This window comes from Arthrobacter sp. NPDC090010, assembly GCF_044748305.1.
GTDB lineage: Bacteria > Actinomycetota > Actinomycetes > Actinomycetales > Micrococcaceae > Arthrobacter_E.
The window spans coordinates 44,596-70,648 of sequence record NZ_JBIVFT010000014.1; the positions used below are offsets into that span (position 1 = coordinate 44,596).

Sequence of the window (26,053 nt, forward strand, 5' to 3'; positions counted from 1 at the left end):
TCAACTGGCTTCTCGCGGAGGTGCGGAACCGCCTGGGACCCGGTTCGTTTGTGCACCCATGTTCGCTTGACTGGACAAGTGGATCCCAGTCTTGGCGGGTGGTTCCCGGGGGCAGTCCAATAGTTCTGTGCATTCCGCCGCCGCTCCCCACCACGGCATCTTCAGCCCGCCGTACCTTCTGACCACCCTCGGACTCCTGGCGCTCGTGGTGTTCAACGCCTTCGAGTCGATGGCCGTCACCACGGTCATGCCCGTCGCCGCGCAAGAGCTCGGGGGACAAGAGCTGTACGCCCTCGCCTTCGCGGGTCCCATGGCGGCCAGCGTGATCGGCATGGTCCTGTCCGGCAGCTGGTCCGACCGGCGCGGCCCCGTGGGCGCCATCTACGCCTCCGTAGGCCTCTTCACCCTCGGCCTGGTGATCGCCGGAACGGCTCCCACCATGCCTCTGCTGGTGCTGGGCCGCATCGTGCAGGGGTTCGCGGGCGGGGCCAACGGCGTCGCCCTGACGGTCCTGGTGGGAAAGGTGTTCCCGGCGGATCTGCACGCCAAGATGTTCGCGGCGTTCGCAGCGGCCTGGGTCCTGCCCTCCATCCTCGGCCCGTACATCGGCGGCCTTGTCGCTCAGGTGGCGAGCTGGCACTGGGTTTTCCTCGGGGTGCTGGTGCTGGTCATCCCCGCGCTGCTCGGACTGGTCCCGGCGCTGCGGAGACTCAACGAAAAGCATGAGCTGCCCACCGCCGTCGCACCCTATCCGTGGGGACGCCTGCTCTGGGCGGTGCTGGCCGCGTTGTCCGTCATGGGTCTGAACCTCAGCTCGGGGATCCCGGCGGTGGGCTGGGTTCTCGCGCTGGCCATGATCGCGCTCTGCCTCTTCGCGGTGCGGCCCCTGATTCCGCGCGGAACGCTGTCGGCTCAGCGAGGGCTTCCCAGTGTCGTGCTGACCCGCGCCATCGGATCGGCGGCCTTCTTCGGCACCGAGGTCTACCTGCCGAAGGTGCTCTACGAGGTCTACCACTTCGAACCGTCCTTCGCGGGCCTCGCCCTGACCTGCAGTGCCGTGTCGTGGGGCGTCACCTCCGGCATTCAGGGGCGGCTGGGATCCACGCGACTGCCGCATCATCGCGCGGTCCGGATCGGGTCAGCCCTGGTGTTCTGCGTGGTGACGGGCATTTTCGTGGTGATCCTGCTGGAGGGACCCGCCTGGGTGCTCATCGCCGTCTGGCTCTTCGGCGGCGCGGGCATGGGTCTGATGTTCCCGCGCCTGAGCGTCATGGTGCTGGCACTGTCCCGGCCGGGGGAGCAGGGCTTCAACAGTTCGGCGCTGGCCATGGCCGATTCGCTGGGCAACGCCCTGTGTGTGGCCATTTCGGGTCTGGTGTTCGCCGCCCTCGGAGGGCTCGGCGGAGCGTATGCGGGACTCTTCGCGGTGACGGTGGTCTGCGGGGTCGCGATGGTGCTGATCGCACCCCGCACCCGGGCACTGATAGACTAGAACGTCTGGCCTACGCCCACTGCGTGGAGCCTGCTGCCCTAGGCACACTGCTCTGGGCCACAGTTCTTGAGGACTTCCCCTATGACTTCTTTCGCCTCCCTGGGCGTGCCCGCCGAGATCATCTCTGCGCTGGGCTCTTTGGACATCACCGAACCTTTCCCCATCCAGATCAAGACCCTGCCGGACACCCTGGCCGGGCGCGATGTGCTGGGCCGCGGGCAGACCGGCTCCGGCAAGACGCTCGCCTTCGCCATCCCGCTGGTGACCCGCCTCGCCACCGATGCCGGGCAGCGCCGTGCCTCCGGTGCCCGCAAGCCGCGCGGCCTGGTGCTGGCCCCCACGCGTGAGCTGGCCACCCAGATCGACCGCACCGTGGCACCCCTCGCGGAAGGCCTCGGTCTGCGCACCACCGTCATCTACGGCGGTGTCTCCCAGGCCCGTCAGGAGAAGGCCCTGGCGGCTGGCGTCGACATCATCATCGCCTGCCCCGGCCGTCTGGAAGACCTCATGAAACAGGGCATCGTGTCACTGGATCAGGTGAGCATCAGCGTGCTCGACGAGGCCGATCACATGGCTGACCTGGGCTTCCTTCCCGTGGTGCGCCGCATCCTGGATGCGACCCCGGCCGGTGGTCAGCGCCTGCTGTTCTCAGCGACTCTGGACAACGGCGTGGACAAGCTGGTCAACCGCTACATGCAGAAGCCCGTCACGCACTCCGTGGACGCGCCGAAGGCCGCCGTGACCACCATGGAGCACCACGTGTTCCTGGCCAAGGACAAGGACGCCAAGAAGCTCCTGATCAACGAGCTCGCATCCGGCACCGGCAAGCGCGTGCTGTTCACCCGGACCAAGCACGCCGCCAAGAAGCTGGCCAAGGTTCTGACCGCGAACGGCATCCCCGCGGTGGATCTGCACGGCAACCTGTCGCAGAACGCCCGTGACCGCAACCTGGCGGAGTTCTCCTCCGGCGAGGTCCGTGTGCTCGTGGCCACCGACGTCGCTGCCCGCGGCGTGCACGTGGACGAGGTGGAACTGGTCATCCACGTCGATCCACCCGCAGAGCACAAGGCGTACCTGCACCGTTCGGGCCGCACGGCCCGCGCCGGCGCAGAGGGCACCGTGGTGACCCTGGTCCTGCCGGAGGAGCGCTCCGAGGTGCAGAAGCTCCTCCGCGCCGCCGGCGTGAAGGCCCCGCTCACCCCGGTGGCTCCCGGCTCGACCGAGATCCGGGACTTCGTGGGCGAGCAGGCTGCCGTCGTCGAGCCCGCGGCTCGCGCAGCCGCCGTTGCGGCCAAGGCCCCGCAGCAGGGCGGAGGCACCTCCACGGGGGCCAACGCCCAGCGCAAGCGGGCCCGTCGTGGTGGTGGCCAGGGCGGTTCCGCGCAGGCTTCCGGCCAGCGCGGCACCCGTCAGGGCTCGACGGCGGACACTGCCAAGGCTCCGGCCTCAGAGGGTGGGCGCGGCCGTCGCCGTGACGGGGCCCGCCCCGAACGTGGTGCGGCCGGTTCCCGGAGCGATCGTTCCGGCCAGACCCGTCCGGAACACAATGCGCCGCGCGGCGAGCGTGCCGCTCGTGGTGAGCGCAGCGAGCGTGCGGGTTCGCGCGAGCGTTCTTCGGCTCAGCGGTCAGGGGCTCAGCGGTCCTCGGCGCCCCGCGCCGGCAGCGCTCCCGTGTGGTCCTCGACCACCGGTGGCACCTCCGGCGGCTCCTTCGGCTCCGGCGGTCAGAACTCCGGTTCGGGCCGTCCGCCCCGCAAGGGCCCGCGCCGTGCCTCCGCCCCGGCGTCGAACGAGCGCCGCGGCCGCTAGCCGGGCCTTAACGCATCGACTGCTCCGCAGTTGTCGTTTTGAGCCCTCAAAACGACAACTGCGGAGCAGTCGATGCGTTAAGGCCCGCCTAGCCGGAGGGCCTTGACCATCGGGGCCAATTCGGCCTGCGCCGATGCCTCTTCCAGGACGGCGGCGAGGGTCTTGTCGTGGACGGGTTTCGCCCGGTCGTAGAGTTCGTGGCCTGCGGCAGTGAGCTCGGTGTAGATGCCACGGCGGTCGTCGGCGCAGAGCACCCGGGTCAGAAGCGCACGGTTTTCCAGGCGATTGACCAGGCGTGTGGTGGCGCTCGGGCTGAGAGCCGCGGCGCGCGCCAGCTGCTGCATGCGCATATGCCACCCGTCCTGCCGGTTCAGGGCATCCAGCACGGTGTACTCCACCACTGACAGCTCGACGGCGGCGCTCAGAGCCTTCTCCAGCTCGGATTCGATCAACCCGTGCAGTGCGGCGAGAGTGCGCCAGCCTTGTGCGCGGATCTCGACGGCGTCGTCAGCGATGCCCACTGCGATCTCCTTCTTCTGACACGACTGAACGGATAGTTGCTTGCGCTTTATATTTGCATGTGCAAATATTATGTCGTTCATGCAATAGAGCGCGCTTGCAACTATCTCTCAAGTCTACAGGAGAACCCTCATGCCCCTCGGGCTGCTGGCCCTCGCCGTCGGAAGTTTCGGCATCGGCCTCACGGAATTCGTCATCATGGGCCTGCTTCCCGGAGTGGCGGCCGACTTCGGCGTCAGCGAAACCACCGCCGGGTGGCTCATCACCGGCTACGCGCTCAGCGTCGTCGTGGGTGCCCTGGGCCTGACGGCGGCCACCACGCGACTGCCTCGGAAGAAGGTGCTGCTGGGCCTCCTCGTCCTCTTCATCGCGGGCAACGCTCTCACGGCCCTCGCCCCCGGATACGGCCTGGCCATGGCCGGCCGAGCCCTCGCCGCGCTCTGCCATGGTGCCTTCTTCGGCATCGGCTCGGTGGTCGCGGCGGGCCTCGTGGCTCCCGAGAAGAAGGCCGGCGCCATCGCCCTCATGTTCACGGGTCTCACCGCGGCCAATGTGCTGGGCGTTCCTTTCGGCACCTTCCTGGGCCAGCAATTCGGTTGGCGTTCGACCTTCTGGGTGATCTCGGCCATCGGGGTGATCGCCTTCGCGGGCATCGCACTGCTGGTTCCGGCCACCCGCGGCGCCGAACAGCACGTGCGTCTGCGTAGCGAACTGCGGGCGTTCCGTTCCCTGCAAGTGTGGCTGTCTCTGCTGACCACGGTCCTCGCGTACGGCGGCATGTTCGGGGCGTTCACTTACATCGCCTACACGCTCACCCAGGTCAGCGGCTTCCCGGAAGGGGCCGTGCCGTGGCTCCTGGTGCTGTTCGGCGTAGGACTCGTGATCGGCAACTGGCTGGGCGGACGCCTGGCGGATCGCTCCATCGACAGGACGTTGATCGGCTTCACCGTGGCGCTCATCCTGGCACTCGTCTTCTTCGGCCTCTTCGCGGCCTGGCCGCCGGCCGCCGTCGTCGCGCTCTTCCTGGTGGGTGGTTTCGGTTTCGGCACCGTTCCGGCGCTCCAGAGCCGGGTCATGAACCATGCCGGCCAGGCACCCACCCTCGCCTCGGGGGCGAACATCGCCGCCTTCAATGCGGGCAATGCGCTGGGCGCCTGGGCCGGCGGACTCGGCATCGCGGCGGGGCTCGGGTACACCTCGCCGATCTGGATCGGGGCGGGCATCACGGTGCTGGGTCTGCTCGTGATCGTCGTTGCGAGCCTCGATGCACGACGCCGCGTGGCGGGGTCGGTGTCGAGCTCTGAGAAATCGCTCGTCGAAGCGGTCTGACGAGCGGTTTCCCGGTCGCCGGAGCTTCAGGACTTCAGAGCTGCGATCGCGTCGATCTCCACCAGGAAGTCGCCCAGCACCGATCCGACGGTGGTCCGGGCCGGGTGAGGCTCGGGCACGAGCCGTCGGTAGACCTCGTTGAAGCCCTCGAAATCCCGTTCCGGGTATTGCAGATGGACTGTCGCCTTGACCACGTGGGAAAGATCGAGGCCCCGGGCGGCGAGGACCGCACTCAGGTTTCGGAAAGCCTGCTCGCTCTGCTCTTCGATGCTTTCTCCGACGAGCGAGTCAGTGACAGGGTCGTGCGGAGTCTGGCCCGCGGTGAAGTAGAAGCCGTTGGCCTCGACGCCCTGAGAGTAAGGGCCGGACGGGACGGGAGCGTTCACCGTCCGGAATGTCTTTTTCGTCATGAATATCTCTCCGGCCACCGGGGTGGCCTGTTCTGAAATGCGAGTCAAAGGACCTTGGACAGAAAGGCCCGGGTCCGTTCGTGCCTGGGCGCGCCGAGCACCTGCTCCGGCGGCCCGGCCTCGACCACGACGCCCTGGTCCATGAAGATCACCTGGTCGCTGACCTGCCGGGCGAAAGCGAGTTCATGGGTCACCACCACCATGGTCATTCCGGCCTCCGCGAGCTGCTTCATGACGTCGAGCACTTCGCCCACGAGTTCGGGGTCCAAGGCCGAGGTCGGTTCGTCGAAGAGCATCAGTTTCGGCTTCATGGCCAGTGCTCGGGCGATCGCGATCCGCTGCTGCTGACCACCGGAGAGCTCCTGAGGATAGGAATGCCCTCGGTCGCCCAGTCCGACACGGTCCAGGAGTACCCGGGCTTCCTTCAGCACCTCTGCCCGTGGCCGCTTCTGAACACGGAGGGGGGCTTCGAGGATGTTGTCCAGGACGCTCATGTGGGGGAACAGATTGAACCGCTGGAATACCATGCCGGCGTCCAGACGGGCCTGGGCCGTCTGGTCCTCCCTCATCTCGTAGAGCTTGCCATTGCGTTCCACGTAGCCGACCAGGGAGCCGTCCACGGAAAGGCGCCCCGCGTCCACCTTCTCCAGGTGGTTGATGCATCGCAGGAAGGTGGTCTTCCCGGAGCCGGAGGGGCCGATCAGGCAGGTGACGGAACCGCGTTCCACGGTCAGATCGATGCCCTTGAGGATCTCCACGGGGCCGAAGCTCTTGCGCACTCCGCGGGCTGTCACCATGGCTGTGCTCATGACGCGCTCCTGTTCTTGTTCTTCCTCCGCCGGAGGGTTCCGGCGGACAGTTCGAAACCCCGGCCGTAGCGCTTCTCCAGGAGCCCCTGGAAGTAACTGAGCACGGTGGTCAGTGCCAGGTACCAGAGGCTGGCCACGATCAACAGCGGGATGGTCTGGTAGTTGCCGGAATAGATGATCTGTGCGGAGTAGAGCAGATCGGAGATGGCCAGAACGCTGACCAGGGACGTTCCCTTCAGCATCGAAACGATCTGATTGCCGGTGGGCGGCAGCACGACTCGCATGGCCTGGGGCAGGATGATCCGGCGCATCAGGGTCGCCTTCTTCATGCCGAGGGCCCTGGCCGCCTCGTATTGACCCTTGTCCACGGAGGAGATGCCTCCGCGGATGATTTCGGCCATGTAGGCCGCCTCATTGAGCGAAAGCCCCAGCAGAGCCGCCCCTAATGGGGTGATGAGGACGTTCGCCGAGCCGATCACCCAGGAGGGTCCGCCGAAGGGCAGACCGAGGGCGATCACGGGGTACAGGGCGGCGATGTTGTACCAGAAGATCAATTGCACCAGCAGGGGAGTCCCGCGGAAGAACCAGATGTAGGCGCGGCTGATGGTCCTCAGCACCGGGTTGGCGGAGAGCCTCATGACCGCCAGACCTGTGCCCAGGGCGATGCCGACCGTCATGGAGACCACCGTGAGCAGCAGGGTCAGACCCGCTCCGGTCATGATCTGCGGCGCGAAGAGGAAGGAGACGACGACGTCCCAGTGGTACCGCTGGTTCATTGCGATGTCCATGGCCGCCAGGGCGGCGACGATCAGCAGGATCGCCGCCATGGCCACCCGGCCCGGATGCCGGAGAGGGACGACCGGAATGGCTTCGGACGGTGGCTCCGAGGCTGAACTGGCTGATGGCTGCCCCCGGCCGGAACTCAAAGCTGTCGGCTTGTCGCCGGCGTTCAGCTGCTCCGGGTCTGCGGGGACCGCGGGGTTCACATTCATATCGATCACGCTCACTGGAAGAAATTGACTCGTGCGTCGGGGATGGCGCTGGTGGAGAGGCCGTACTTCTTCAGCACGGCGCCGTACGCCTCGCTGCGGAGTACCGTCTGCATGGCTTTGGCGACGGCCTTGACCAGGTTCTCGCCCTTGGCCACCCCGATCCCGACCTCTGCGACGTCGTAGCTGGCCCCGATCTGGATTGCCGGATTCTGGGTGGCCGCATAGTTGAGAATGGGCGAGTCCGCGAGCACTGCATCCAGGCGGCCACTGCTCAGCGCTGAGATCGCCTGGCGGGTGTCCTGGTACTCGTTGCTCTGGATCTTCTCCTTGCCTGCTGCGAGGCAGGCCTCGTCGAACTTCGGGACGTCGGTGCGCAGCTGGTAGGAGGCGGTGAGGAACCCGACTTTCTTGCCGCACAGCGACTTCTCGTTCAGGCCGAGGGGGTTGCCCTGGGGAACAGCCACGCCGCTGCCGAACTGGGCGTAATCGACGAAGTCCAGAACCTTGCCGCGCTCGGCGGTGGGGGACATGGAGGAGACGGTGGCGTCATAGCGCCCGGCAGCGATGCCCGGGATGATCGAGTCGAAGTTGGCCACGTCGATCTGCACCTGAACGCCCAGTGCCTGACCCAGGAGTCGTGCGACGTCGGGGTTGAGCCCCACCATGTTCTGTGTGCCCTCCTGGTAGAACTGCGTCGGCGGTTCGTTGGTCGGAATGGCCACGCGGAGCGTCTTGGAGGATTTCACGGATTGCGGCAGGAGGGCCGCGGCCGCGGAGTCCACTGCGAGCGGCGGTACCTCCGTGGTGATGGCGCCCGCCGAAGCGGACGACGTCGCTGCGCCGGTCTGGCTGCAGGCGGAGGCTGCCATGACGACGGCTGCCGTGGCTGCTGCTGCGAGCACTCGCCGGAACCCCGGCCTCCGCGACCCCGGCCTTTGCACGGGGATGATCGAGGTGTTCATGCCCTGCTCCTCAGCTCGTCGGGAACGGCGGCGATCCGAGGCCTTGCCGGCGTGGTGCTGCGCTCGAACATCTCGGCACGGTGTCGGATGAGAGCCGGGCCGTCGGCGTGCAGTTGGGCGATGCTGGCGACTCCGAGGAGCGTCATGGTCCGTTCCATCTCCTGGGCGAAGAGGTTGAGGACGTGGGCCACGCCGGCCTCGCCCGCGGCGGCCAGGCCGTAGAGGTACGGCCTGCCGATCGAGCAGGCATCGGCCCCCAGGGCGATCGCCTTGATGACGTCCGAGCCGCGACGCACACCGCCGTCGACGATCAGCTCCAGCCGTCCGTCCGCGCGCCGCACCAGTTCGGGGAGGACGTCCATGGGCGAGGCCATGTGGTCCAATTGGCGGCCCCCGTGGTTGCTCACCTGGATGGCGTCGATGCCGATCCCTGCGGCCCGGTCCACGTCGTCCGGGTTGACGCATCCCTTCAACACGATCGGTCCGTCCCAGCGGGACCTCAGATGCTCGATGTCGTTCCAGTCCGTGGGCTCGTAGGAGCCGGCCAGAAGGGTCCGCCACATGTCCGGTGTACTCGCCAAGGGGCCTTCGGGAACTTCGGCATCGAGATTGGGGAACGCGATGGCGTCGTTGAGCAGGAAGCCCAGGGACCAGGAAGGGTGCAGAAGCCCCTCGACCACGGTGCGGGGCTTGATCGACGGAGGAGCGGTGAATCCGTTGCGGTAGTCCCGCTCCCGGTGGCCGATGCCCCGGCAGTCCACGTTCAGCAGAAGCGCTTCGTACCCGGCCCGGGACACCCGTTCCAGCACTGCGTCCAGCAGCCCGCGGTCTCCGATCGGCTCCATGTTGAACCAGCGCCGCAGGCCTGGTGTGGCCGCGCTGACATCCTCCATGGTGGTGGTGCTCAGATGCGCCAGTCCGTAGGGGACCCGGGCCGAGCGGGCGGCGCGGGCCACTGCGATCTCACCCTGCGGGTGGAACAGCCGGGTGCCGCCCGTGGGGGACAGCGTGAGGGGCATGGCGACGGGCCCGCCCAGGAGGGTGGACTCCAGGCTGAGGTCCGCCACGCTGCCCCATTGCGGCAGGAAGGACCAGTCCGCGAAGGAGTCCCGGTTCCGGCGGAGCGAGTATTCGTCCTCTCCGCCGCCTTCGATGTAGTCGAAGACGCTGCGCGGAAGCCGGCGTGCAGCCTGCTTCCGGATGTCCTCGACGTTGAAACTGCGCCTGCCGAGTCGCTCGGCCTTCGTCCGGGCAGGCGGCTGGACCGAGACCAGCGCCTTGATGTCTTTGGCTTTCATTCGCCTTCACCTCCAGGTCGTTCCGGGCTGAGCCGGATCTTCCCTTCAATGGTGATGTGAATCACTATGGCTTCGTATGGGAAATATCCTAAAAAATTTCCTTCATCATTGTGATAAATTCCATCCATGTTTGATGCGGCGAGTCCATCGGCGGCTGCTCCCGGCCAGGCCGTGCCCCTGACCGCCTGTCTGCAACTCCTCGGCCCTGTGGTCACGCTCCTCAACCCTTCGGAGGACGCTCTGGTTCATGCGGTCACCGACGTGGTCATCCATGACTCCTCGCGGCAGGTGACTCTGCGGGACCGGATCGTGCTGGCCATCGGCATGACGGCCGGCTCTGAGGATTTCGCAGGTCTTCTCGACACTGCGGTCGTGGACGGTGCCGCCGCGGTCATGTTCAAAGCGACGGGCATGCTGCTGGAAGATCTGCGGCTCCTCGCCGCGGGACGGCTCGCGCTCCTCGTGGTGGACGACGACGCCGACTGGGAGCGGTTGATCTCTCTGGCCAGGGCTTCGGTGGCGGGGGTCGCCATGGCCGACACCGCTTCGGGCGTGCGGCTCGGGGATCTGTACGCGTTCGCCAACACCACTGCCTCCATGCTGGGCGGGGCCGCGAGCTTCGTCGACACCCTGGGCCGGATCCTGGCCTATTCCACTCTCCCGGGGCAGCCTATCGACGAGGTGCGGCGGATGACCACGCTCTCCCTGCAAGAGCTCACACCTCCTGGCCTCGACGAGGATTTCAAGGCGGTGTACGGCGCGCCGGGCGCCGTCGTCGTCGAGTCGGGCGAGCAGGGGCTGGCACGTCTGGCGCTCGCGGTCCGTGCCGGAGGAGAACTGCTGGGAAGCCTGTGGATCATCGACCCCGGACCTGGGCTGAGGGAGCGGAGCCTGGACTCCCTCAACCGGATGGCGCCGCTGATCGGACTCCACATGCTGCACGCGCGCTCCGCGGCCGATTTCGGTGAACGCCGGAATGCCGACCTCATCCGGACCGTGATCGAGGATCCGGCCCATGCGGCTTTCGCCGCCGCCCAGCTGAATCTCGAAGCCTCCGACGGATTCGCCTTGGCTGCCTTCTCGGTCGTCCATCCGGAACCCGGCAGCCTGGACTCGGTGCGGGATCTTCAACGTCTGCTGCACCTCGTGAACACGGTCTGCCGAGTCCACTTCACCTCATCGCACGCGGCTCTGGTGGATTCGGTGGTCTACGCGCTCATGCCGGCGACTGGGAAGTCTCCTCGGGAGACGCACCGGAAGGTCGCAGGGGAGATTCACCGCTATGCCGCGGGCATCGGCGCCAATCCGGTGCTGGCCGCGGTGGGAGGTATCGCGCGGACGGTGGAGGGCCTGCCGGAATCACGGGATGAGGCGCTGCGGCTCATGCATCATCTGTGGAAACAGACCCTGGCGCGAGGCGGATCCGGTGCGCCGGCGGCCGCCTTGGCCGAGGACTACCGGACGCCGCTGAACGTGGATCGGGTCGGGGCGTACCTGGAACACGAGGGGCTCACCGAGTCCGATGCGCTGACGGAGATCCGTGATTTCGACTCGGCGAACGGGACCGAGTACCTGCCGACGCTCGGGGCCTACTTCGAGGCGAATGGCAATATCGCGGCCATGGCCGAGTCCTTGCACGTGCACAACAACACCGTGCGCTACCGGCTGGGGCGGCTCGCCCAGGACACCGGCGTAGAGCTGTCCGATCCGGACACCCGGCTCTGGCTGTGGCTCCGGCTGCGCACCGAAACAGGCAGTCTTTAGACCACCCACAACGGGGACTGTTCCACCGGCTCCCCGGTCCGTTCATCGCCTGGGGCCTCTCGGCAATCGCTTGCGCCTACCAGCCCCGTGCTTCCCACTCGGGGAGGTGCGGACGCTCGGCGCCGAGGGTGGTGGACTTGCCGTGCCCCGGATGAACCAAGGTCTCGTCCGGATACACGCCGAAGAGCCGTTCGCGCACATCGCTCAGCAGGGAGGTGAAGCGCGCCGGGTCCCGGTCCGTGTTGCCCACGCCGCCAGGGAAGAGCGAATCACCGCTGAAGACATGCGCCGGGCCGCTGGGTCCTTGGTAGACGTAGGCGATCGAGCCAGGGGTGTGACCACGCAGGTGCACCGCCGTGAGGTCGAAGCCGTCGAAGTTCCCCACCGCGCCGTGTTCCAGCGGGACGTCGACCGTCACCGGGAGACCTGCGACGTCGTCGGCCCCCGCAGCGGTCTTCGCGCCGGTCAGTGCCACCAGTTCCTCCAGAGCCCGGACATGGTCCCAGTGCTGGTGGGTGGTCGCGATGAGCGCCAGCGACGCCGGTGCGGCGGCGTCCGCTGCCCCCTCGGCGAGCAGCCGCTGGATCGCCGGGAAGTCGTCCGCGGCATCGATGAGAACCTGGGCGCCGCTCGCTTTCGCGGTCAGCAGGTAGACGTTGTTGTCCATGCCTCCCACGGAGACGGTGCGGATCGTGACGTCGTGGTCCTCGTGCAACAGCGTGCTCATACGGTTTCCTCCACGGGATCGATCGAGACGATGGCCACGAAGCCGCGGCCCAGGATTTCGGGGTTGTTCTGGTCGGAGCCGACGACGGCGTCATAGCGGCCGAGCTCGATCGCCTCGGAGGTTCCTTCACCGCCGTCGGACACTGCGGCCTTCCCCTCCAACAGGATGGCCAGCTGACCGCCGAAGACCGGGTGCGCCCGTTTCTTCGACAGTTCGAGGATCGACAAGTAGCCCTTGTAGGCGCCGGTGCGGGCGATGACGTTGAGGTCTCTGATGTCGCCTGTGGGGAGTGCGGAGGAGGATGCGGAGTCGCCGGAGAACCGGAAGGGCCGGTATTTCTCCATGGCGTGTTCGGCGCCGTCCACGGTCAGGACCAGCAGTTCGCCGTCGATCACGGAGATGACGCGTTCCATGCCGGGGAATGCCGAGAACTCCCCGGCGCTGCCGACCTCGGCGATGCTGACACGCCAGTCCCATTCGCCGTTGCTCGGGTGACGTGCGATCTCACGGGTCACCCCGCCGCCGTTGCGCCAGCGCTCGGGGCGGATGTCTGAAAAGCGGATGATCTCCATGGCTTCCTCTCGGTACTGTTCCAGCGTAGTCACGAGGGGTGGCCCGGACGAAGATCCGTGTCTTTGAGGCCTGTTTTCAAGCGACTGTGAGCTCACCGATCGGGGTGCGGCGGCCTGGTCTTGATACCGTCGTAGGTGATCATCCACCGGGAGGACCAGCAATGTTCGTGAAAGTGTGCGGCTTGAGCACGCCCGAATCCGTGCGTGCAGTCGTCGACGCAGGGGCGCACGCGGTGGGATTCGTACTCACCCCGAGCCCGCGTCAGGTCACTCCGGAGCAGGTCCGGGAACTGCTGGCCGAGGTGCCGTCCGAGGTGGCCGCCGTCGGCGTCTTCCGTCATGAAGAAGCCTACGAGGCGGCGAGTCTTGCCTCGGAAGCGGGACTGAGCTGGATCCAGCTGCACGGTGAGCGGACACCGCAGGAGGTCGATGCCCTGCAGGAGCGCGGCTTCTCGGTGATCCGGGCAGTCCGGATGGATGATCCGGAGCGGATGTTCGCCGATTGGGGCGAGGAACTGCTGCTGGTGGACGCTTCTGTGCCGGGTTCCGGGGAGTCCTGGGATTACGCCTCGGTACGGGAACGCGGCCTCGACGGCCGACGCTGGCTGCTGGCGGGAGGGCTCGACGCCGGCAATGTCGCCGAGGCCGCGGAAGCGGCTCTGGCCTGGGGCGTGGACGTCTCGTCCGGCGTCGAAAGCTCGCGTGGAGTGAAGGATCTGGAGAAGATCCGGGCCTTCGTGGCCGCCGCGCTGGCGGAGTAACCTTCCCCCGGCTTGTGTGCTCAGTTGTTCCACGGAACATCCGCAACAACTGAGCACACAGCGGGGAGGAGCGTCGGCTCAGCTGAGCCGACGCCGCGGGCTGTCCGGGTTCATCAGCGAATTCTTGCGTCCATAGGCGAAGTAGATGACCAGGCCGATCACGAGCCAGACGCCGAAGCGCAGCCAGGTCTCCCAGTGCAGCTGCGAGATCAGGAACAGCGAGGCGACGACGCCGATCAGCGGCACCACCGGCATGAGCGGCAGGCGGAATTCGCGCGGGGCATCCGGACGCGAGTAGCGGAACACGATGACGGAGACCGAGACCACCACGAAGGCGGCGAGGATGCCGATGTTCGTCAGATCGGCCACTTGCCGGATCGGCAGCACACCGGCCAGCAGTGCGGCCGCGGCACCGGCGATCCAGGTGACGCGCTGCGGGGTGCCGCCGCGATCCACCTTGGAGAACCACTTGGGCAGCAGACCGTCGCGGCTCATGGAGAACCAGACGCGGGTCACGCCGAGCAGGAAGGTCAGCATCACGGTGAGGATGGACAGCACTGCGAAGGCGGAGATGATGGTCGCGATCACCGGCATGCCCACATTCGAGAAGGCGGAGGCGAAGCCGGCCTTGGGGTCGATGTCCTTGTAATTCTGCATGCCGGTCAGGACCAGGGTGGCCAGGACGTAGAGGATCATCGCGATCACGAGGGACAGGATGATCGCCTTGGGCATGTGCTTCTTGCCGTCCTTGGCTTCTTCCGCGGCGGTGCTCATGGCGTCGTAGCCGAACACCGCGAAGAAGACGGTGGCGGCGCCGGTGAAGATGGGCCCGAACCCGGTGGGCATGAACGGGTTGTAGTTGTTGGTGTTCACGAAGAACACTCCGAGGCCGATGATGAAGAGGATCAGGATCACCTTGAGGCCGACCGCGATCAGCTCGAAGCGTCCGAACGCCTTCGTGCCGCGGCTGAGGATCCAGGTCACCAGGAGGCACACGAGGATGGCGGGCAGGTTGATCCAGCCGCCCTTGCCCTCATCGAAGGTGGACGTCAGTTCGACGGGCATCTGGAAGCCCAGCCCGGCCAGGAAGAAGTTCAGGTAGCCGGAGATGCCGATCGCGACCACGGCCACGATCGCCACGTACTCCAGCAGCAGATCCCAGCCGATGAACCAGCCGACCACCTCGCCCAGCGCCACATAGCCGTAGGTGTAGGCCGAACCGGCCTTCGGGATCATCCCGGCGAACTCGGCGTAGGACAGGGCGGCCGCGGCGGACGCGAGCCCTGCGATCAGGAAGGAGATGAGGACCGCCGGCCCCACGCCGGGGTTGGCGTCGTCGCCATGGGCCACCAGCCCGGCCAGGGAGAAGATGCCGACGCCGATGATGCCGCCGACGCCGATCGCAGTGAGCTGCCAGAGACCGAGTGAGCGGAACAGACCTCCCTCGCCGGAGTTCTCTTCGTCCATCTCGTCGATGGGCTTCCTGCGGAAGACTGAGAACGGGTTTGCTGTTCGTGACATGTCTGGCCTCATTTCTCATGCGTCGTGGCCGGCGTCTACACGCCGTCCTTCTTGGAACTATGCCCCTCGCTCAGGGGCCGATCAAGGGATCAATCAGGGTGAACCCTGGGGGATTCTGCCAGGATTTCTTGGCAGACTTAAGTCATGAAGACCCTGTTGAACATCATCTGGCTCGTCTTCGGGGGCCTGTGGCTGGCCATCGGCTACTTCGCCGCCGGCCTGATCTGCTGCATCCTGATCGTGACCATTCCGTGGGGTATCGCGTCGTTCCGGGTCGGGGCGTACGCGCTGTGGCCGTTCGGCCGGACGGTGGTGGAGAAGCCCGGCGGGAGCGGCGGCTTCGCTCTCCTGGGCAACGTCATCTGGTTCCTGGTGGCGGGCCTGTGGCTGGCCATCGGCCACGTGGTGACAGCGATCCCCATGTTCGTGAGCATCATCGGGATCCCGCTCGGCATTGCGAACCTGAAGCTGATCCCGGTATCTCTGATGCCGCTGGGCAAGGAGATCGTGCCGACGGACCGGCCCTTCGCGGCGAACTACCGCTGAGCCGTGGGCGGGCCCGCCGGGCGCGCCCACGGAACCGGCCATGAGGACCGGATGCCACGGCATCCGGTCCTCATGGCGCTTAACACTGGCGATATGCCCTCTGCCGTTGAGTGGATCCTGTCCATTCAGCTCAGGAGGAAGACATGTCCAGATCCCGACGGCGCCTGCTCGGCGCCCTCTGCCTCGGTGCGGTCCTGGTAACCGCGTGCACGGTTCCGGCGGTGCTTCCCGTCATCGGCTCCGCGCCCGCCGCCTCAGCCGGCGGCTCAGTGAACGACGACGGCGCCATCCCCCTGGGGAGCCCGGTGTCGCTCGACAGCGGGGTGCCCGCCGTGAGCTGGCTGCGCCCGGGCCTGCTGAAGGCGCTCCGTGACGCGCAGCAGGAAGCGGCACCCGCGGGCGTCTCGATCACGATCAGCAGCGGATGGCGCAGCGAGCGGCTGCAGGAACAGCTCCTGGACGACGCGACCCGGAAGTACGGTTCCCGGGCCGAGGCGGCCCGATGGGTGGCCACCCCGTCCACCTCGCCGCATGTCACCGGGGACGCCGTGGACGTGGGAAACGAGGACGCCATGAGCTGGCTCGCCCAGCACGGTGCCCGTTTCGGCTTGTGCCAGATCTATGCCAATGAGCGCTGGCACTTCGAACTGCGTCCAGCTGCCCGCCAGGAGGGCTGCCCCGTCATGTACCCGGATCCCAGCGTGGACCCGAGGATGGCCGCGTGACGATCCTGACCGCTCGCAGCCCGCTGGCTAGACTCTGACCATGCGGATCCTGATCGTCGAGGACGAACCGTATCTGGCCGACTCCATGGCCGAGGGCCTGCGGCGCGAGGCGTTCTCTGTCGACGTCGCCTATGACGGCGGCACTGCCCTGGAACTGCTCGCCGTCAACGCATACGACGCGGTGGTTCTGGACCGTGATGTCCCCGGACCCACAGGGGATGAGATCGCCCGCTGGGTGGTGGAGACGGGGTTGGCCACCCGGCTCATCATGGTCACCGCCGCGGACCGCCTGGATGACAAGGTCAGCGGCTTCGAGACCGGGGTGGATGACTATCTGGCGAAGCCTTTCATGCTCAAGGAGCTCGTCCTCAGATTGCGGGCGCTGCTGCGGAGGCCGGCGTCGTTCCGGCCTCCGGTTCTGGACTCCGCCGGTGTACGGCTGGACCCGTTCCGGCGTGAAGTGAGCCGGGACGGGAGAGCGGTGGCACTGACCCGCAAGCAGTTCGCCGTGCTGGAGCTGCTGATGGGCGCCGACGGCGGCGTGCTCAGTGCGGAGGATCTCCTGGAGCGGGCGTGGGACGAGAACGCCGATCCGTTCACGAACACCGTCCGCATCACCATCTCCTCGTTGCGCAAGAAACTCGGGGACCCGTGGCTGATCCATACCCTGGTCGGAGTGGGTTACCGCTTCGGTGAGGCTTCCGAAGGGGGAGCCGTATGAGCATGGACGCGCGCCGTCCGGGGGTGCAGGGCACCCGGAGGGCTCCCGGGCTCGGCATCCGGGTGAAGCTCACCCTGAGCTACGCGGCCTTCCTGTTCGTCTCCGGTACGGCCTTTTTCGCACTGGTGCTTCTGCTGCTGCGATACCTCCCGGCGGGAAGCCTGGTCACGGTGGACGGCGGTTTCGCACCCAGCCGTGGCGACCTCATGGACGCATTGCTGCCCAAGGCGGCGCTGGGCCTGGTGTTCTTCGCCGTCGTCGGGCTGGTGGGCGGCTGGCTGCTCTCCGGCGCGATGCTCAAACCCATCGAACGCATCCGTGAGGTGACGCTGGCCGTTCAGCACGGTGAGGTGAACCGGCGCATCCGCCTGGAAGGACGATCCGATGAGCTGCGGGAACTCGCCGACTCGGTGGACGTCATGCTGGACCGGCTCTCAGCCATGCTGGACGAGCAGCGCCGCTTCGCGGCCAATGCCTCGCACGAGCTGCGCACTCCGCATGCGGTGATGAGCGGGATGCTCGAGCTGGCGGAGGCGGACCCGGGGGCCGTGGACGTCCCACACTTGCTCCGGCGCCTCCAGGAGGTCAACAACCGGGCGACGAACACTCTGGAAGCACTCCTGGCGCTCACTCGGGCGGAGGGCTCGCGGCTTCGTCTCGAACCCTGCGATCTGGCAGAACTGGCCGAGGAGGCTCTGGGGGCTCAGCGGGAGGAACTGGCCGCGCGCAGGATCACGGTGACTGCCGAGTACGGCGGGGCCCCGTTGGAGGGGGATCCTGTCCTGCTGGCTCAGCTGGTGGGCAATCTGGTGCGGAACGCCGTCGTGCACAATCTGCCCAGTGGCGGCGAGCTGCGGCTTCGCAGCGGTGAGCTTCCGGGGCAGGGAGCGTACCTCGAGCTGGAGAACCCCGGAGACGAGCTGAACCCTGAGCAGCTGAGCCACCTGACCGAGCCCTTTGTGCAAGGCCGTGGACGTCAGGCCGGACCAGGCCGGGGCTCGGGGCTGGGATTGGCCATCGTGGCGGCGATCGCCCAGGCGCACGGTGCGCGCTTGACGCTCTCCGCCCTGCCGGAGGGCGGGCTGCGGGTCCTGCTCGTCTTCCCGCGAGCAGTCTGACAGCGCACGGCCTGACAGTGGAAGGCCCTGGTCAGACCGCCTGGAAGGCCCCGTCGGTGAAATGCGCGGCCACGGCGCTCGCGTTCAGATCGGCGGCGAGGGCGACGTCGGCCCCGAAACCACGCAGCACGAGCTCGCTTCCGCTGGCGCTCTCGGTGAGCTGGGCGGGCAGCTCATGGCGGAACGCGTCGAAGAGGGCGACGGCGGCCCGGGCCTCGGGGGAGAGGTGCGCGGGGGTGCGGCCGGGACCGGTACGCAGCAGGGAGGCGATGACCGCTCCGGCGCCCAGCTGATCTTCCAGGGCGGGGCGCAGGGCGCCGCCAGGCCAGCGCTCACCGGCGGCGATCACTGCGACGACGCCGGAGGGCGGCACGTGCCGGGCCAGCCAGTACGCCGTCGCGCTCGCGTTCCGGAGGGTCCCGGCCAGCAGCTCCGGAACCTGGCCGGCGAGGTGTTCGGAGATGGCGGATCCGTTGGGAGAGGGCAGGACGAGTTCCCGGCCGCCGTGCTCCCGGGCGTGCGTGCGGATCGACGTGGGGGACAGACTGAGGCGGCTGAGGCTCCGGGGAGCGGCGAGGAGGGCGCCGCGGTCCTGGGCCAGCCGGGCCGCGGCGGCGTGCAGTTCGCCGTCGCCCGGCGCCGCGCGGAACGGTCGTACCGTGAGCCCGGCTTCCACGCTGACGGACACGGCGGTGGAGAAGGAGAGCGTGTCGACGACGACGGCGGCCTCCGCGCCGGGAAGTACGGCCCTGGCTCCCCGGAGCCCCCACTCGAGGCGGACTGTGAAGGGCAGCTGACGATGTGCGGCATGCATCAGGCGTCACTCGTCCGTTCGAACCCGGACAGTTCCGAGCGCAGATTGGCCTGGGCTTTTCCCAACCACAGGGACCGTGCCCGCGGACTGTGGAAGAGGGGGTTCAGGGACAGCAACTGGGCGACGACCGCGGCCCGGCCTCGGGCGAAATCGGGGTCCGGGACGTGGGCGTAGTCGGCGCGTACGGCACGGAGGTAGCGGGCGTAGCGCGGAGCGGGCCAGGCAAGGACCGAGAGGTCCGCATCGCAGAGCAGCTGTGCCGCGATGTCGTCCGGACCCGGGGCGTGGTCGGCCGTGACCCGGACCAGCCGCGCCACGTCGGCGCGTTCCGTGGCGGGCAGCGAATGGAGGGTGGTCTCCGCGAGGACCGCGGAATCTTCCTCATCCTGGCCGGGCACGCCACGGTACACGGCGTCGTGGAACCAGGCTGCGAGGAGAAGCCCGCGTTGCCGGTCCGCCGGGAGTCCTGCGTCCGGGAGCAGGAGGTCCAGTGCTTCCAGGACGTTCAGGAGGTGGACCCGCGAGTGGTAGTGGCGGTGCGGTTCTCCCCAGCGTTCCAGGAGGCTCTCGCCGAGGCCTGGTTCCTGGGGGAGCAGCCGCGCCCAGCGGTCCCGCAGGGCGGGCAGGATCTTGTCCGGGCGTTCGCGGGCCGGGATGCGCAGACCGCTGGCGGCAAGGCGGCGGGCGAGTTCCTTGCCGCTGACGCTCACCGCGCCTGCGGCCACGAGTCGCTCGAAGTGCCGCTCCGCGACGTCGTAGTGGTCGCCGTCGAAGGCGCGTTCCGGAATGCCTGCGGCTTTCGCAAAGGCGTGCAGTTCGTCCAGGGTGGCGTCGGAGACCAGATGCGAGAACACGGTTCCGTGCGCCGGCCAGAACGGTGGGTCGATCAGCACGGTCATGGTCGAAATCCTAGCCGGGAGGAGAGCCTGGGGGACCGCTCCAAGGCCTGTGGATAACTTGACTCTCAAACTTGAGTTAAGTAGACTCAACTTAGATGCGTTGACGGATGTGAACCGTCAGCGCTTGGATGAAATGACAACCCTGTCGTGGTCCGCAAGTGAGCTGGAAGGAGCCGTTTTTGGACATCAAATTCACCACCAAGAGCCAGGAGGCCCTGTCCGCAGCGGCCATGAACGCCTCCACTGCGGGAAATCCGCAGGTGGAGCCCGCCCATCTCCTCAAGGCCCTCATGGACCAGCGGGAGGGGGTCGCGGTCGCCCTGCTGAAGGCCGCCGGGGTCGACCCGGACGCCGTCAGTGTCCAGGCGAGCGCGGCCATCAAGGCGTTGCCCTCCACCTCCGGAAGCACCGTGGCGCAGGCGCAACTGTCCCGTCAGGGACTGCAGGCCGTCCAGGCCGCCCAGAATGAGGCCGAGCGCCTCGGGGACAGCTACGTCTCCACGGAACATCTGCTGCTTGGACTCTCCTCCGGGAACGACGGCGTCGCGCGCCTCCTGCGGGATGCCGGCGCGAGTCATGAGGCGCTCAGTGCCGCGCTGCCCGGTGTCCGAGGCGATCGGAAGGTCAACAGCCCGGATCCCGAGAACACCTTCCAGGCCCTGGAGAAGTTCGGCACCGACCTCACGGCCGTGGCCCGCTCGGGCAAGCTGGACCCTGTGATCGGTCGTGACGCCGAGATCCGCAGGGTCATCCAGGTGCTCTCGCGCCGCACCAAGAACAATCCTGTCCTCATCGGTGAGCCCGGCGTCGGCAAGACCGCGGTCGTCGAAGGACTGGCTCAGCGCATGGTGGCCGGCGACGTCCCGGAGAGCCTGCGCGGCAAGACCCTCGTGTCCCTGGATCTTGGGTCCATGGTGGCCGGTGCCAAGTACCGCGGCGAATTCGAGGAACGGCTCAAGGCGGTCCTGGAGGAGATCAAGAACTCCGACGGGCAGATCGTGACCTTCATCGACGAGATCCACACCGTGGTGGGCGCCGGGGCCACCGGCGAGAGCGCCATGGACGCGGGCAATATGCTCAAGCCCATGCTGGCCCGTGGTGAGCTGCGCTTGATCGGCGCCACCACCCTGGACGAGTACCGGGAGAACATCGAGAAGGACCCGGCTCTGGAACGCCGCTTCCAGCAGGTCTACGTCGGGGAGCCGAGCGTGGATGACACCATCGGCATCCTCCGCGGCCTGAAGGAGCGGTACGAGGCGCACCACAAGGTGGCCATCGCGGACTCCGCCCTGGTGGCCGCCGCGAATCTGTCCAACCGGTACATCACGGGCCGCCAGCTCCCGGACAAGGCCATCGACCTGGTGGACGAGGCCGCGAGCCGGCTGCGCATGGAGATCGACTCCGCCCCGGAGGAGATCGACCAGCTGCGCCGTGCCGTGGACCGGCTCACGATGGAGGAACTGGCCCTGGCGGATGAGACGGACCCTGCCTCCGTGGAGCGCCTGGCCGCATTGCGTGCGGACATGGCGGACCGCAAGGAGGAGCTGGCCGGGCTCAACGCCCGCTGGGAGGCGGAGAAGGCGGGTCTCAACCGGGTCGGTGAACTCAAGGCCAAGGTGGACGAACTGCGCTCCCTGGCGGAGAAGGCTCAGCGCGACGGGGACCTCGCCGAGGCCTCCCGCATCCTTTACGGCGAGATCCCCACCCTGGAGAGCGAGCTCAGTGCCGCAGCGGCCGCCGAAGCCCAGAACAGTGGAGCGCAGAACAGTGGAGCGCAGCAGGGTGAGAAGCCCGCCCCCATGGTGGCGGACGAGGTCACTGCGGAGGACATCGCCGAGGTCATCGAGGCGTGGACCGGCATCCCGGCCGGCCGCATGCTCCAGGGCGAGAGCCAGAAGCTCCTGCACATGGAGGACTTCCTCGGTGAGCGCCTGATCGGGCAGAAGAAGGCCGTGGCCGCCGTTTCGGATGCGGTGCGCCGTGCCCGGGCCGGGATCAGCGACCCTGATCGCCCCACCGGTTCCTTCCTCTTCCTCGGCCCCACCGGTGTCGGCAAGACCGAACTGGCGAAGTCCCTGGCCGATTTCCTCTTCGATGACGAGCGGGCCATGGTCCGCATCGACATGAGCGAGTACTCGGAGAAGCACGCCGTGGCTCGCCTGGTCGGTGCACCTCCCGGGTACGTCGGATATGAGGAGGGTGGTCAGCTCACCGAGGCGGTCCGCCGTCGTCCGTACTCCGTCGTCCTGCTCGACGAGGTGGAGAAGGCCCATCCGGAGGTCTTCGACATCCTGCTCCAGGTGCTCGATGACGGCCGTCTCACCGATGGCCAGGGCCGTACCGTGGATTTCCGCAACGTCATCCTGGTGCTGACCTCCAATCTGGGCAGTCAGTTCCTGGTGGACCAGAGCCTGGACGCCCAGACGAAGAACGCCGCGGTCATGGATGTGGTGCGTGCCGCGTTCAAGCCGGAGTTCTTGAACCGGCTGGACGAGGTCATCATGTTCGAGCCGCTGTCCGTGGAGCAGCTCAATGAGATCGTGGACATACAGGTCAAGGATCTGGCCAAGCGACTCCGTGACCGCCGGCTCACGCTGGAGGTCAGTGACGGTGCCGGCGCCTGGCTGGCCATGACCGGCTACGACCCGGCGTTCGGCGCCCGTCCCTTGCGCCGTCTGGTGCAGAAGGAGATCGGGGACCGGCTGGCACGCGCCATCCTGAGCGGTGAGATCGTGGACGGCGACACCGTCCTCGTCGACACCAGCGAGGACCTGGGCGAGCTGAGCGTGACCCGTAAGTAGCGTCTGAGACGAAGAAGGGCCGCACCCGTCATCGGGTGCGGCCCTTCTTCTGTCCGGTCCTACTTGGCCAGGCTCTTGGTGAGGGTGTTCCCGTCCTCGGTGAACACGATGCAGTCCACGCGCCGATCCCCGGCCTTCCAGCTGTCCTGGCTGGGGTAGGCGAAGCGCTGACGCAGTTCCAGGGAGTCGGCCTCGTCCGTCAGGCTCGCGGTGCGGCAGAGCTCGCGGCCCTTGGTCTTGAACTGATCCACGCCCGGGAAGGCCGCCGTATCGGGGTAGTAGTAGACGTTCACCAGCTGACCGGAGTGCGCCGCGCCGCAGTCCACCACCACCAGTTCCGAATTGCTGTCATCCGGGTAGTTCCAGAAGCACTGGCCCTTCTTGGCGTCCAGGGCGCTGATGGTCTGGGAGCCGGACGGCGCGTCCGTCGACTTCGCGGACGACGACGCCTGGCTGCTCTGGGAGGCTCCGCTCGGCTCGTCGGGGGACGCCTTGGGCGTCATGCCGCCGACCACGAGGTTCACCAGCCAGATCACCAGCAGGACCACGACGATCCCGCCGACGATCGCACCACCGATGACCAGACCCTTGTTGCCCGGCTTGGGCTGTTGCTGCTGGGGGTAGGCGACGGGGTAGCCGTTCTGCGGCGCTTGGTACGGGCCGTTGCCGTACGGCTGACCGTAGGGCTGCTGTGGGCTTGCTTGCGGTTGCCCCTGCGGGTAGCTGTAAGGGCCGGGCTGCTGTTGCCCTGCTTGCGGGGGCACAGGCTGCTGAGAGCCCTGCTGCTGAACCTGCGGGGGAGTCGTCGCCGGGGGAGTCCAGGGGGAGCTCCCGGGTGCGGCCTGCTGGGGCTGCTCGGGCTCGTCCTGCTGAGCGGCCGGTGGAGCGAAGGGATCGTGTTGCGGCAGCGGGGGGCGGTGTGCGGGATCGGGTGCGGGGCTCCCGTTGTCCTGGGCGTCGTCGTGCCCTTGTGTCGGTTCGCTCATAGCCAAACTCCCGCCCAGTCTTCCCTGATCCCTGTCCCCTGAACGCACTCAACCCGCCGTCGGCAGCGTCTGCCGCCGCGGAAACACGAGGTGATGCGGTTCTTCGTCACTTCCGACTTTACCCAAGGCAACCTGGCTCGGCATTACCGAGGGGGCGTCCGGCGCGGTCGGCAAAGGGTCCGGCCGCACGTGTTTATGGGGAAACCATGTAATCTAGAGGTACGACACATTGACCAAACATTCCGGGGCCTCGCTACCTGCCAGGGCGACCACCTCCGGATCGACGTACAGAGGGGGTCACGCCATGGGGCGCGGCCGTCAAAAGGCTAAGGCAACCAAGCAGGCTCGGGACATCAAGTACTACTCCCCGAACACTGACTATTCTGCGCTGCAACGAGAACTCGGGGCATCCAATTCACAGATGAGCGGCCGTCGCGGTGCCGCATCGTCCCTGGAGGCGGATCCTTTTGAACCCGACTATTCGGAGTATGAGGACAAATACGCCGAACAGGATGACGACGAGGAAGACGAGACTGACACCCGCCGCATCAGTTGATGCGATGACGGGGTGAGTTCCCTTCAGACGAGGCCCGGCGGCCGGAGAGATCCGGCCGTCGGGCCTTCGTCGTGCCGGAGCCGGTTTGCCTGACCGTCCGTCGAACAGCGGAGGGGCATAGACTCTGGGTTCATTCCGGCGAACGGACCGAGCAGTGGAGGCGGCGAACTCAGCCTCGGGGATTTAGTGATCAACCGGGTGACGCCCCTGCTAGCGGCCCTTCCGGGGTGGACTCCGCCGCTCCTCTCTCCGATCTGGCCGACAGGGCCGGCCTGCCACTGTCCTTGATTCACCGGCTCGTCCGCCAGCTCGCCGAGCACGGACTGCTGGATGTGGAAGAGGGCGGCTCGGTGAAACTGGGCCTGGGGCTCCGGGAGCTGGTCAGCAGGAATTCGCCCACTTTGGAACTGCGCGCCGTGGCGTTGCCTTTCATGGAGGACATTCATCAGAGGCTGCGGCAGAACGGCAATCTCGCGATTCTGGACGGGCCGGATACGCTCTTCGTCGAACGTCTCTCCCGCCTGGATTGGTGATCAGCCGGGTCACTGTGGCCGAAGGACTGCCGTGCATGTGTCATCGGCCGGACTGGCCCTCATGGTGCGCCGGTTGCGAAGAGGTGCAAGGGTCTTACCTCCAGGACATCTCAGCGGAGGCTCTGGTTCCGAAGACCTGCGTCGCAGCGGCTAGCCGACACAGCGCGGAACGAGTACGTCCAGTTGGCGGGCTTGGCCGACGCATGGGGCATCGCGGTGCCGGTCCTGGACCCCAGAGGTCATGCTCTTGCGCCAGTGGGAGTAGTGGCCCTCGGGCTGAGGTGTGGTTGAGTGGTATCGTGCCGACCCTTCAGATCGTGGCCCAGGGAATCGGGTGCGGTGTCGAGGGGCTGCGGCGCCACTAGAGAGGTCTTGCCGGCAGTTTTCACAAGGCTGCGGGAAGGACCACGTCGCTTCTCTTGTAGTGAGTGAGGACGGGGCTGGCTTCTATTCGGGTGGCAATGCCCCCGAGCTTCTGGTCGAGGTCGCGCATCACGTCGAAGAGCTCAAATCGAGACTCAAGCGTCATGAGAGCTTGCACGCGTGCTTCGGTGGGCAGCTCTGCGGCCCACCGGGTACGCCAGTCTGCTGACAATCTGCTGGCGATCTCGTCGATGCGTGGAGATGGCGCGTGGATCGTGATGAGTGACTCAAGCGGGAATCCAAGGAGTGCGGGGTCGATCACCGCGCGGATGCTCAGGTAGTCGGTCTGTTGCATTTGCGCGATGCGTTTACGAACAGTGACCTTCCCCACTCCGACAGCAGTCGCGATTGCGTCGATGCTCAGACGGCCGTCTTGACCGAGAAGTCGGACGACTTCGGTGTCGATCTGGTCTGGGTTCAGCTCACCGCCCTGGCGGGCCCGCGCGGCCGCCTCGAGGGCACGGGTCTCGTCTTCGCCGAGCATCTCAAGTTGCTCGGCATTGAGGATATTGGGATGCCAGCCACGTACCGTGCGGCGGTACTGCTCAACGTAGCTGAATGAGTAGTCGGTGATGGGTTGTTCGGAGAGCTCCCGTCCGATGAAGCGGTTCCTGTCTGCATAGCGCAGATAGCACTCAGCGATGATAGCGCTGTCGCTCTCCAGTGTTGCGACCCAAAGTGTTTCCTTCCGGTGCGAGAGCCACTTAGCGACGGAATGTAGGTTCGAAGGCGCGCATCTGATACGAGCAAAGTAGCCCTCGCCGCGATTGACGAGGTGGGGCTGAGAGAGGCCTCTGACACGGACGATGCCCTGCTCGAGAAGCCGCGCACCGCGCCTGGCGACCGTTCGTTCCTGGATCCCCGTGACTTTCGAGATCAGTCGCCAAGATGCGCGGCCGTTGCGCAAGAGTGCAGCGCAGATCTCACGATCTGCTTGGTCAAGCGGTTCGGTCATTCTGCGCCTCC

Annotated in this window: 25 protein-coding genes; 12 read left to right on the top strand and 13 right to left on the bottom strand. The window is 67.0% G+C overall.

Going from position 1 to position 26,053, the window contains the following annotated elements; all coding sequences use genetic code 11:
• The first annotated feature begins 127 nt into the window (after window positions 1–127).
• A complete protein-coding gene (locus ACIPXZ_RS16445) occupies window positions 128–1,492 on the top strand; it encodes an MFS transporter (protein ID WP_400596286.1) in 1,365 nt (454 codons plus the stop codon).
• An 81-nt stretch (window positions 1,493–1,573) separates the two neighbouring features.
• Window positions 1,574–3,301: a DEAD/DEAH box helicase gene (locus ACIPXZ_RS16450; RefSeq protein WP_400596288.1), complete on the top strand. Its 1,728-nt coding sequence runs from the start codon at window positions 1,574–1,576 to the stop codon at window positions 3,299–3,301.
• A 77-nt stretch (window positions 3,302–3,378) separates the two neighbouring features.
• Here the strand turns inward: ACIPXZ_RS16450 and ACIPXZ_RS16455 are convergent, their stop codons facing one another.
• A complete protein-coding gene (locus tag ACIPXZ_RS16455) occupies window positions 3,379–3,822 on the bottom strand; it encodes a MarR family winged helix-turn-helix transcriptional regulator (protein ID WP_400596290.1) in 444 nt (147 codons plus the stop codon).
• Between the two features lie 130 nt (window positions 3,823–3,952).
• Here ACIPXZ_RS16455 and ACIPXZ_RS16460 point away from each other — a divergent pair, with 130 nt between their 5' ends.
• Window positions 3,953–5,149 carry an MFS transporter gene (locus ACIPXZ_RS16460; RefSeq protein ID WP_400596292.1) on the top strand — a complete coding sequence of 399 codons (1,197 nt, stop codon included), beginning with the start codon at window positions 3,953–3,955 and terminating at the stop codon, window positions 5,147–5,149.
• A gap of 26 nt (window positions 5,150–5,175) precedes the next feature.
• Here the strand turns inward: ACIPXZ_RS16460 and ACIPXZ_RS16465 are convergent, their stop codons facing one another.
• From ACIPXZ_RS16465 to ACIPXZ_RS16485, 5 genes are read right to left on the bottom strand one after another with little or no spacing between them, the layout of a single operon-like run.
• A complete protein-coding gene (locus ACIPXZ_RS16465) occupies window positions 5,176–5,559 on the bottom strand; it encodes a RidA family protein (protein WP_400596294.1) in 384 nt (127 codons plus the stop codon).
• 44 nt (window positions 5,560–5,603) lie between these two features.
• A complete protein-coding gene (locus ACIPXZ_RS16470; RefSeq protein WP_400596296.1) occupies window positions 5,604–6,368 on the bottom strand; it encodes an amino acid ABC transporter ATP-binding protein in 765 nt (254 codons plus the stop codon).
• The gene (locus ACIPXZ_RS16475; protein ID WP_400596298.1) at window positions 6,365–7,360 is read right to left on the bottom strand and encodes an amino acid ABC transporter permease; all 996 of its coding nucleotides are present in this window, start codon (window positions 7,358–7,360) and stop codon (window positions 6,365–6,367) included. The genes ACIPXZ_RS16470 and ACIPXZ_RS16475 overlap by 4 nt, the downstream gene beginning before the upstream one ends.
• 11 nt (window positions 7,361–7,371) lie before the next feature.
• The gene (locus ACIPXZ_RS16480; protein WP_400596300.1) at window positions 7,372–8,322 is read right to left on the bottom strand and encodes an ABC transporter substrate-binding protein; all 951 of its coding nucleotides are present in this window, start codon (window positions 8,320–8,322) and stop codon (window positions 7,372–7,374) included.
• Window positions 8,319–9,620, bottom strand: coding sequence for an alpha-hydroxy-acid oxidizing protein (locus ACIPXZ_RS16485; RefSeq protein WP_400596303.1), 1,302 nt, complete (start codon window positions 9,618–9,620; stop codon window positions 8,319–8,321). The genes ACIPXZ_RS16480 and ACIPXZ_RS16485 overlap by 4 nt, the downstream gene beginning before the upstream one ends.
• Before the next feature lie 126 nt (window positions 9,621–9,746).
• Here ACIPXZ_RS16485 and ACIPXZ_RS16490 point away from each other — a divergent pair, with 126 nt between their 5' ends.
• Window positions 9,747–11,384, top strand: a complete 1,638-nt coding sequence (locus tag ACIPXZ_RS16490; protein WP_400596305.1) for a PucR family transcriptional regulator — start codon at window positions 9,747–9,749, stop codon at window positions 11,382–11,384.
• 76 nt (window positions 11,385–11,460) lie between these two features.
• On the opposite strand, the gene ACIPXZ_RS16495 is transcribed toward ACIPXZ_RS16490, so the two are convergent.
• Together ACIPXZ_RS16495 and ACIPXZ_RS16500 are read right to left on the bottom strand one after the other, a co-directional pair.
• Window positions 11,461–12,111 (bottom strand): MBL fold metallo-hydrolase, encoded by a 651-nt coding sequence (locus tag ACIPXZ_RS16495; protein WP_400596308.1) that lies wholly within the window; start codon window positions 12,109–12,111, stop codon window positions 11,461–11,463.
• A complete protein-coding gene (locus ACIPXZ_RS16500) occupies window positions 12,108–12,683 on the bottom strand; it encodes a HutD family protein (protein WP_400596355.1) in 576 nt (191 codons plus the stop codon). The genes ACIPXZ_RS16495 and ACIPXZ_RS16500 overlap by 4 nt, the downstream gene beginning before the upstream one ends.
• Before the next feature lie 161 nt (window positions 12,684–12,844).
• Here ACIPXZ_RS16500 and ACIPXZ_RS16505 point away from each other — a divergent pair, with 161 nt between their 5' ends.
• The gene (locus ACIPXZ_RS16505; RefSeq protein WP_400596310.1) at window positions 12,845–13,444 is read left to right on the top strand and encodes a phosphoribosylanthranilate isomerase; all 600 of its coding nucleotides are present in this window, start codon (window positions 12,845–12,847) and stop codon (window positions 13,442–13,444) included.
• Window positions 13,445–13,522: 78 nt separating this feature from the next.
• Here the strand turns inward: ACIPXZ_RS16505 and ACIPXZ_RS16510 are convergent, their stop codons facing one another.
• Window positions 13,523–14,965, bottom strand: a complete 1,443-nt coding sequence (locus ACIPXZ_RS16510; protein ID WP_400596312.1) for an amino acid permease — start codon at window positions 14,963–14,965, stop codon at window positions 13,523–13,525.
• A gap of 144 nt (window positions 14,966–15,109) precedes the next feature.
• On the opposite strand from ACIPXZ_RS16510, the gene ACIPXZ_RS16515 reads away from it, so the two are divergent.
• The 4 genes from ACIPXZ_RS16515 (at window position 15,110) to ACIPXZ_RS16530 (ending at window position 18,075) form a co-directional block, all read left to right on the top strand.
• Complete coding sequence (locus ACIPXZ_RS16515; RefSeq protein WP_400596314.1) at window positions 15,110–15,511, top strand: YccF domain-containing protein; 402 nt, start codon at window positions 15,110–15,112, stop codon at window positions 15,509–15,511.
• 143 nt (window positions 15,512–15,654) lie between these two features.
• On the top strand, window positions 15,655–16,236 hold the full coding sequence (locus ACIPXZ_RS16520) for a M15 family metallopeptidase (RefSeq protein WP_400596316.1): 582 nt from the start codon (window positions 15,655–15,657) through the stop codon (window positions 16,234–16,236).
• A 40-nt stretch (window positions 16,237–16,276) separates the two neighbouring features.
• Window positions 16,277–16,957 (top strand): response regulator transcription factor, encoded by a 681-nt coding sequence (locus ACIPXZ_RS16525; protein ID WP_400596318.1) that lies wholly within the window; start codon window positions 16,277–16,279, stop codon window positions 16,955–16,957.
• Window positions 16,954–18,075: a sensor histidine kinase gene (locus tag ACIPXZ_RS16530; protein WP_400596320.1), complete on the top strand. Its 1,122-nt coding sequence runs from the start codon at window positions 16,954–16,956 to the stop codon at window positions 18,073–18,075. Before ACIPXZ_RS16525 ends, ACIPXZ_RS16530 begins: the two co-directional genes overlap by 4 nt.
• Before the next feature lie 31 nt (window positions 18,076–18,106).
• Here ACIPXZ_RS16530 and ACIPXZ_RS16535 read toward each other — a convergent pair whose 3' ends face one another.
• Together ACIPXZ_RS16535 and ACIPXZ_RS16540 are read right to left on the bottom strand one after the other, a co-directional pair.
• Window positions 18,107–18,889 carry a 2-phosphosulfolactate phosphatase gene (locus ACIPXZ_RS16535; protein ID WP_400596322.1) on the bottom strand — a complete coding sequence of 261 codons (783 nt, stop codon included), beginning with the start codon at window positions 18,887–18,889 and terminating at the stop codon, window positions 18,107–18,109.
• Window positions 18,889–19,788, bottom strand: coding sequence for a DUF4031 domain-containing protein (locus tag ACIPXZ_RS16540; protein WP_400596325.1), 900 nt, complete (start codon window positions 19,786–19,788; stop codon window positions 18,889–18,891). The genes ACIPXZ_RS16535 and ACIPXZ_RS16540 overlap by 1 nt, the downstream gene beginning before the upstream one ends.
• 179 nt (window positions 19,789–19,967) lie before the next feature.
• Between ACIPXZ_RS16540 and clpB the strand changes: the two genes are divergently transcribed.
• A complete protein-coding gene (gene clpB, locus ACIPXZ_RS16545) occupies window positions 19,968–22,589 on the top strand; it encodes an ATP-dependent chaperone ClpB (protein ID WP_400596327.1) in 2,622 nt (873 codons plus the stop codon).
• A gap of 59 nt (window positions 22,590–22,648) precedes the next feature.
• Here clpB and ACIPXZ_RS16550 read toward each other — a convergent pair whose 3' ends face one another.
• Window positions 22,649–23,575, bottom strand: a complete 927-nt coding sequence (locus ACIPXZ_RS16550; RefSeq protein WP_400596329.1) for a septum formation family protein — start codon at window positions 23,573–23,575, stop codon at window positions 22,649–22,651.
• Between the two features lie 304 nt (window positions 23,576–23,879).
• Here ACIPXZ_RS16550 and ACIPXZ_RS16555 point away from each other — a divergent pair, with 304 nt between their 5' ends.
• Together ACIPXZ_RS16555 and ACIPXZ_RS16560 are read left to right on the top strand one after the other, a co-directional pair.
• The gene (locus ACIPXZ_RS16555; RefSeq protein WP_400596331.1) at window positions 23,880–24,131 is read left to right on the top strand and encodes a DUF3073 domain-containing protein; all 252 of its coding nucleotides are present in this window, start codon (window positions 23,880–23,882) and stop codon (window positions 24,129–24,131) included.
• Between the two features lie 227 nt (window positions 24,132–24,358).
• The gene (locus ACIPXZ_RS16560) at window positions 24,359–24,664 is read left to right on the top strand and encodes a helix-turn-helix domain-containing protein (protein ID WP_400596333.1); all 306 of its coding nucleotides are present in this window, start codon (window positions 24,359–24,361) and stop codon (window positions 24,662–24,664) included.
• Window positions 24,665–25,049: 385 nt separating this feature from the next.
• On the opposite strand, the gene ACIPXZ_RS16565 is transcribed toward ACIPXZ_RS16560, so the two are convergent.
• Complete coding sequence (locus ACIPXZ_RS16565) at window positions 25,050–26,042, bottom strand: Lrp/AsnC family transcriptional regulator (protein ID WP_400596335.1); 993 nt, start codon at window positions 26,040–26,042, stop codon at window positions 25,050–25,052.
• Window positions 26,043–26,053: the final 11 nt, after the last annotated feature.

Excerpts from the sequence above, each read along its gene's own strand:
- ACIPXZ_RS16475 (WP_400596298.1), bottom strand. The coding sequence starts at position 7,360 with ATGAATGTGAACCCCGCGGTCCCCGCAGACCCGGAGCAGCTGAACGCC.
- ACIPXZ_RS16485 (WP_400596303.1), bottom strand. The coding sequence starts at position 9,620 with ATGAAAGCCAAAGACATCAAGGCGCTGGTCTCGGTCCAGCCGCCTGCC.
- ACIPXZ_RS16540 (WP_400596325.1), bottom strand. The coding sequence starts at position 19,788 with ATGACCGTGCTGATCGACCCACCGTTCTGGCCGGCGCACGGAACCGTG.
- ACIPXZ_RS16525 (WP_400596318.1), top strand. The coding sequence starts at position 16,277 with ATGCGGATCCTGATCGTCGAGGACGAACCGTATCTGGCCGACTCCATG.
- ACIPXZ_RS16505 (WP_400596310.1), top strand. The coding sequence starts at position 12,845 with ATGTTCGTGAAAGTGTGCGGCTTGAGCACGCCCGAATCCGTGCGTGCA.
- ACIPXZ_RS16460 (WP_400596292.1), top strand. The coding sequence starts at position 3,953 with ATGCCCCTCGGGCTGCTGGCCCTCGCCGTCGGAAGTTTCGGCATCGGC.
- ACIPXZ_RS16495 (WP_400596308.1), bottom strand. The coding sequence starts at position 12,111 with ATGAGCACGCTGTTGCACGAGGACCACGACGTCACGATCCGCACCGTC.
- ACIPXZ_RS16490 (WP_400596305.1), top strand. The coding sequence starts at position 9,747 with ATGTTTGATGCGGCGAGTCCATCGGCGGCTGCTCCCGGCCAGGCCGTG.
- ACIPXZ_RS16555 (WP_400596331.1), top strand. The coding sequence starts at position 23,880 with ATGGGGCGCGGCCGTCAAAAGGCTAAGGCAACCAAGCAGGCTCGGGAC.
- ACIPXZ_RS16510 (WP_400596312.1), bottom strand. The coding sequence starts at position 14,965 with ATGTCACGAACAGCAAACCCGTTCTCAGTCTTCCGCAGGAAGCCCATC.
- ACIPXZ_RS16480 (WP_400596300.1), bottom strand. The coding sequence starts at position 8,322 with ATGAACACCTCGATCATCCCCGTGCAAAGGCCGGGGTCGCGGAGGCCG.
- ACIPXZ_RS16515 (WP_400596314.1), top strand. The coding sequence starts at position 15,110 with ATGAAGACCCTGTTGAACATCATCTGGCTCGTCTTCGGGGGCCTGTGG.
- ACIPXZ_RS16520 (WP_400596316.1), top strand. The coding sequence starts at position 15,655 with ATGTCCAGATCCCGACGGCGCCTGCTCGGCGCCCTCTGCCTCGGTGCG.
- ACIPXZ_RS16530 (WP_400596320.1), top strand. The coding sequence starts at position 16,954 with ATGAGCATGGACGCGCGCCGTCCGGGGGTGCAGGGCACCCGGAGGGCT.
- ACIPXZ_RS16465 (WP_400596294.1), bottom strand. The coding sequence starts at position 5,559 with ATGACGAAAAAGACATTCCGGACGGTGAACGCTCCCGTCCCGTCCGGC.
- ACIPXZ_RS16470 (WP_400596296.1), bottom strand. The coding sequence starts at position 6,368 with ATGAGCACAGCCATGGTGACAGCCCGCGGAGTGCGCAAGAGCTTCGGC.
- ACIPXZ_RS16565 (WP_400596335.1), bottom strand. The coding sequence starts at position 26,042 with ATGACCGAACCGCTTGACCAAGCAGATCGTGAGATCTGCGCTGCACTC.
- ACIPXZ_RS16450 (WP_400596288.1), top strand. The coding sequence starts at position 1,574 with ATGACTTCTTTCGCCTCCCTGGGCGTGCCCGCCGAGATCATCTCTGCG.
- ACIPXZ_RS16550 (WP_400596329.1), bottom strand. The coding sequence starts at position 23,575 with ATGAGCGAACCGACACAAGGGCACGACGACGCCCAGGACAACGGGAGC.
- ACIPXZ_RS16500 (WP_400596355.1), bottom strand. The coding sequence starts at position 12,683 with ATGGAGATCATCCGCTTTTCAGACATCCGCCCCGAGCGCTGGCGCAAC.
- ACIPXZ_RS16535 (WP_400596322.1), bottom strand. The coding sequence starts at position 18,889 with ATGCATGCCGCACATCGTCAGCTGCCCTTCACAGTCCGCCTCGAGTGG.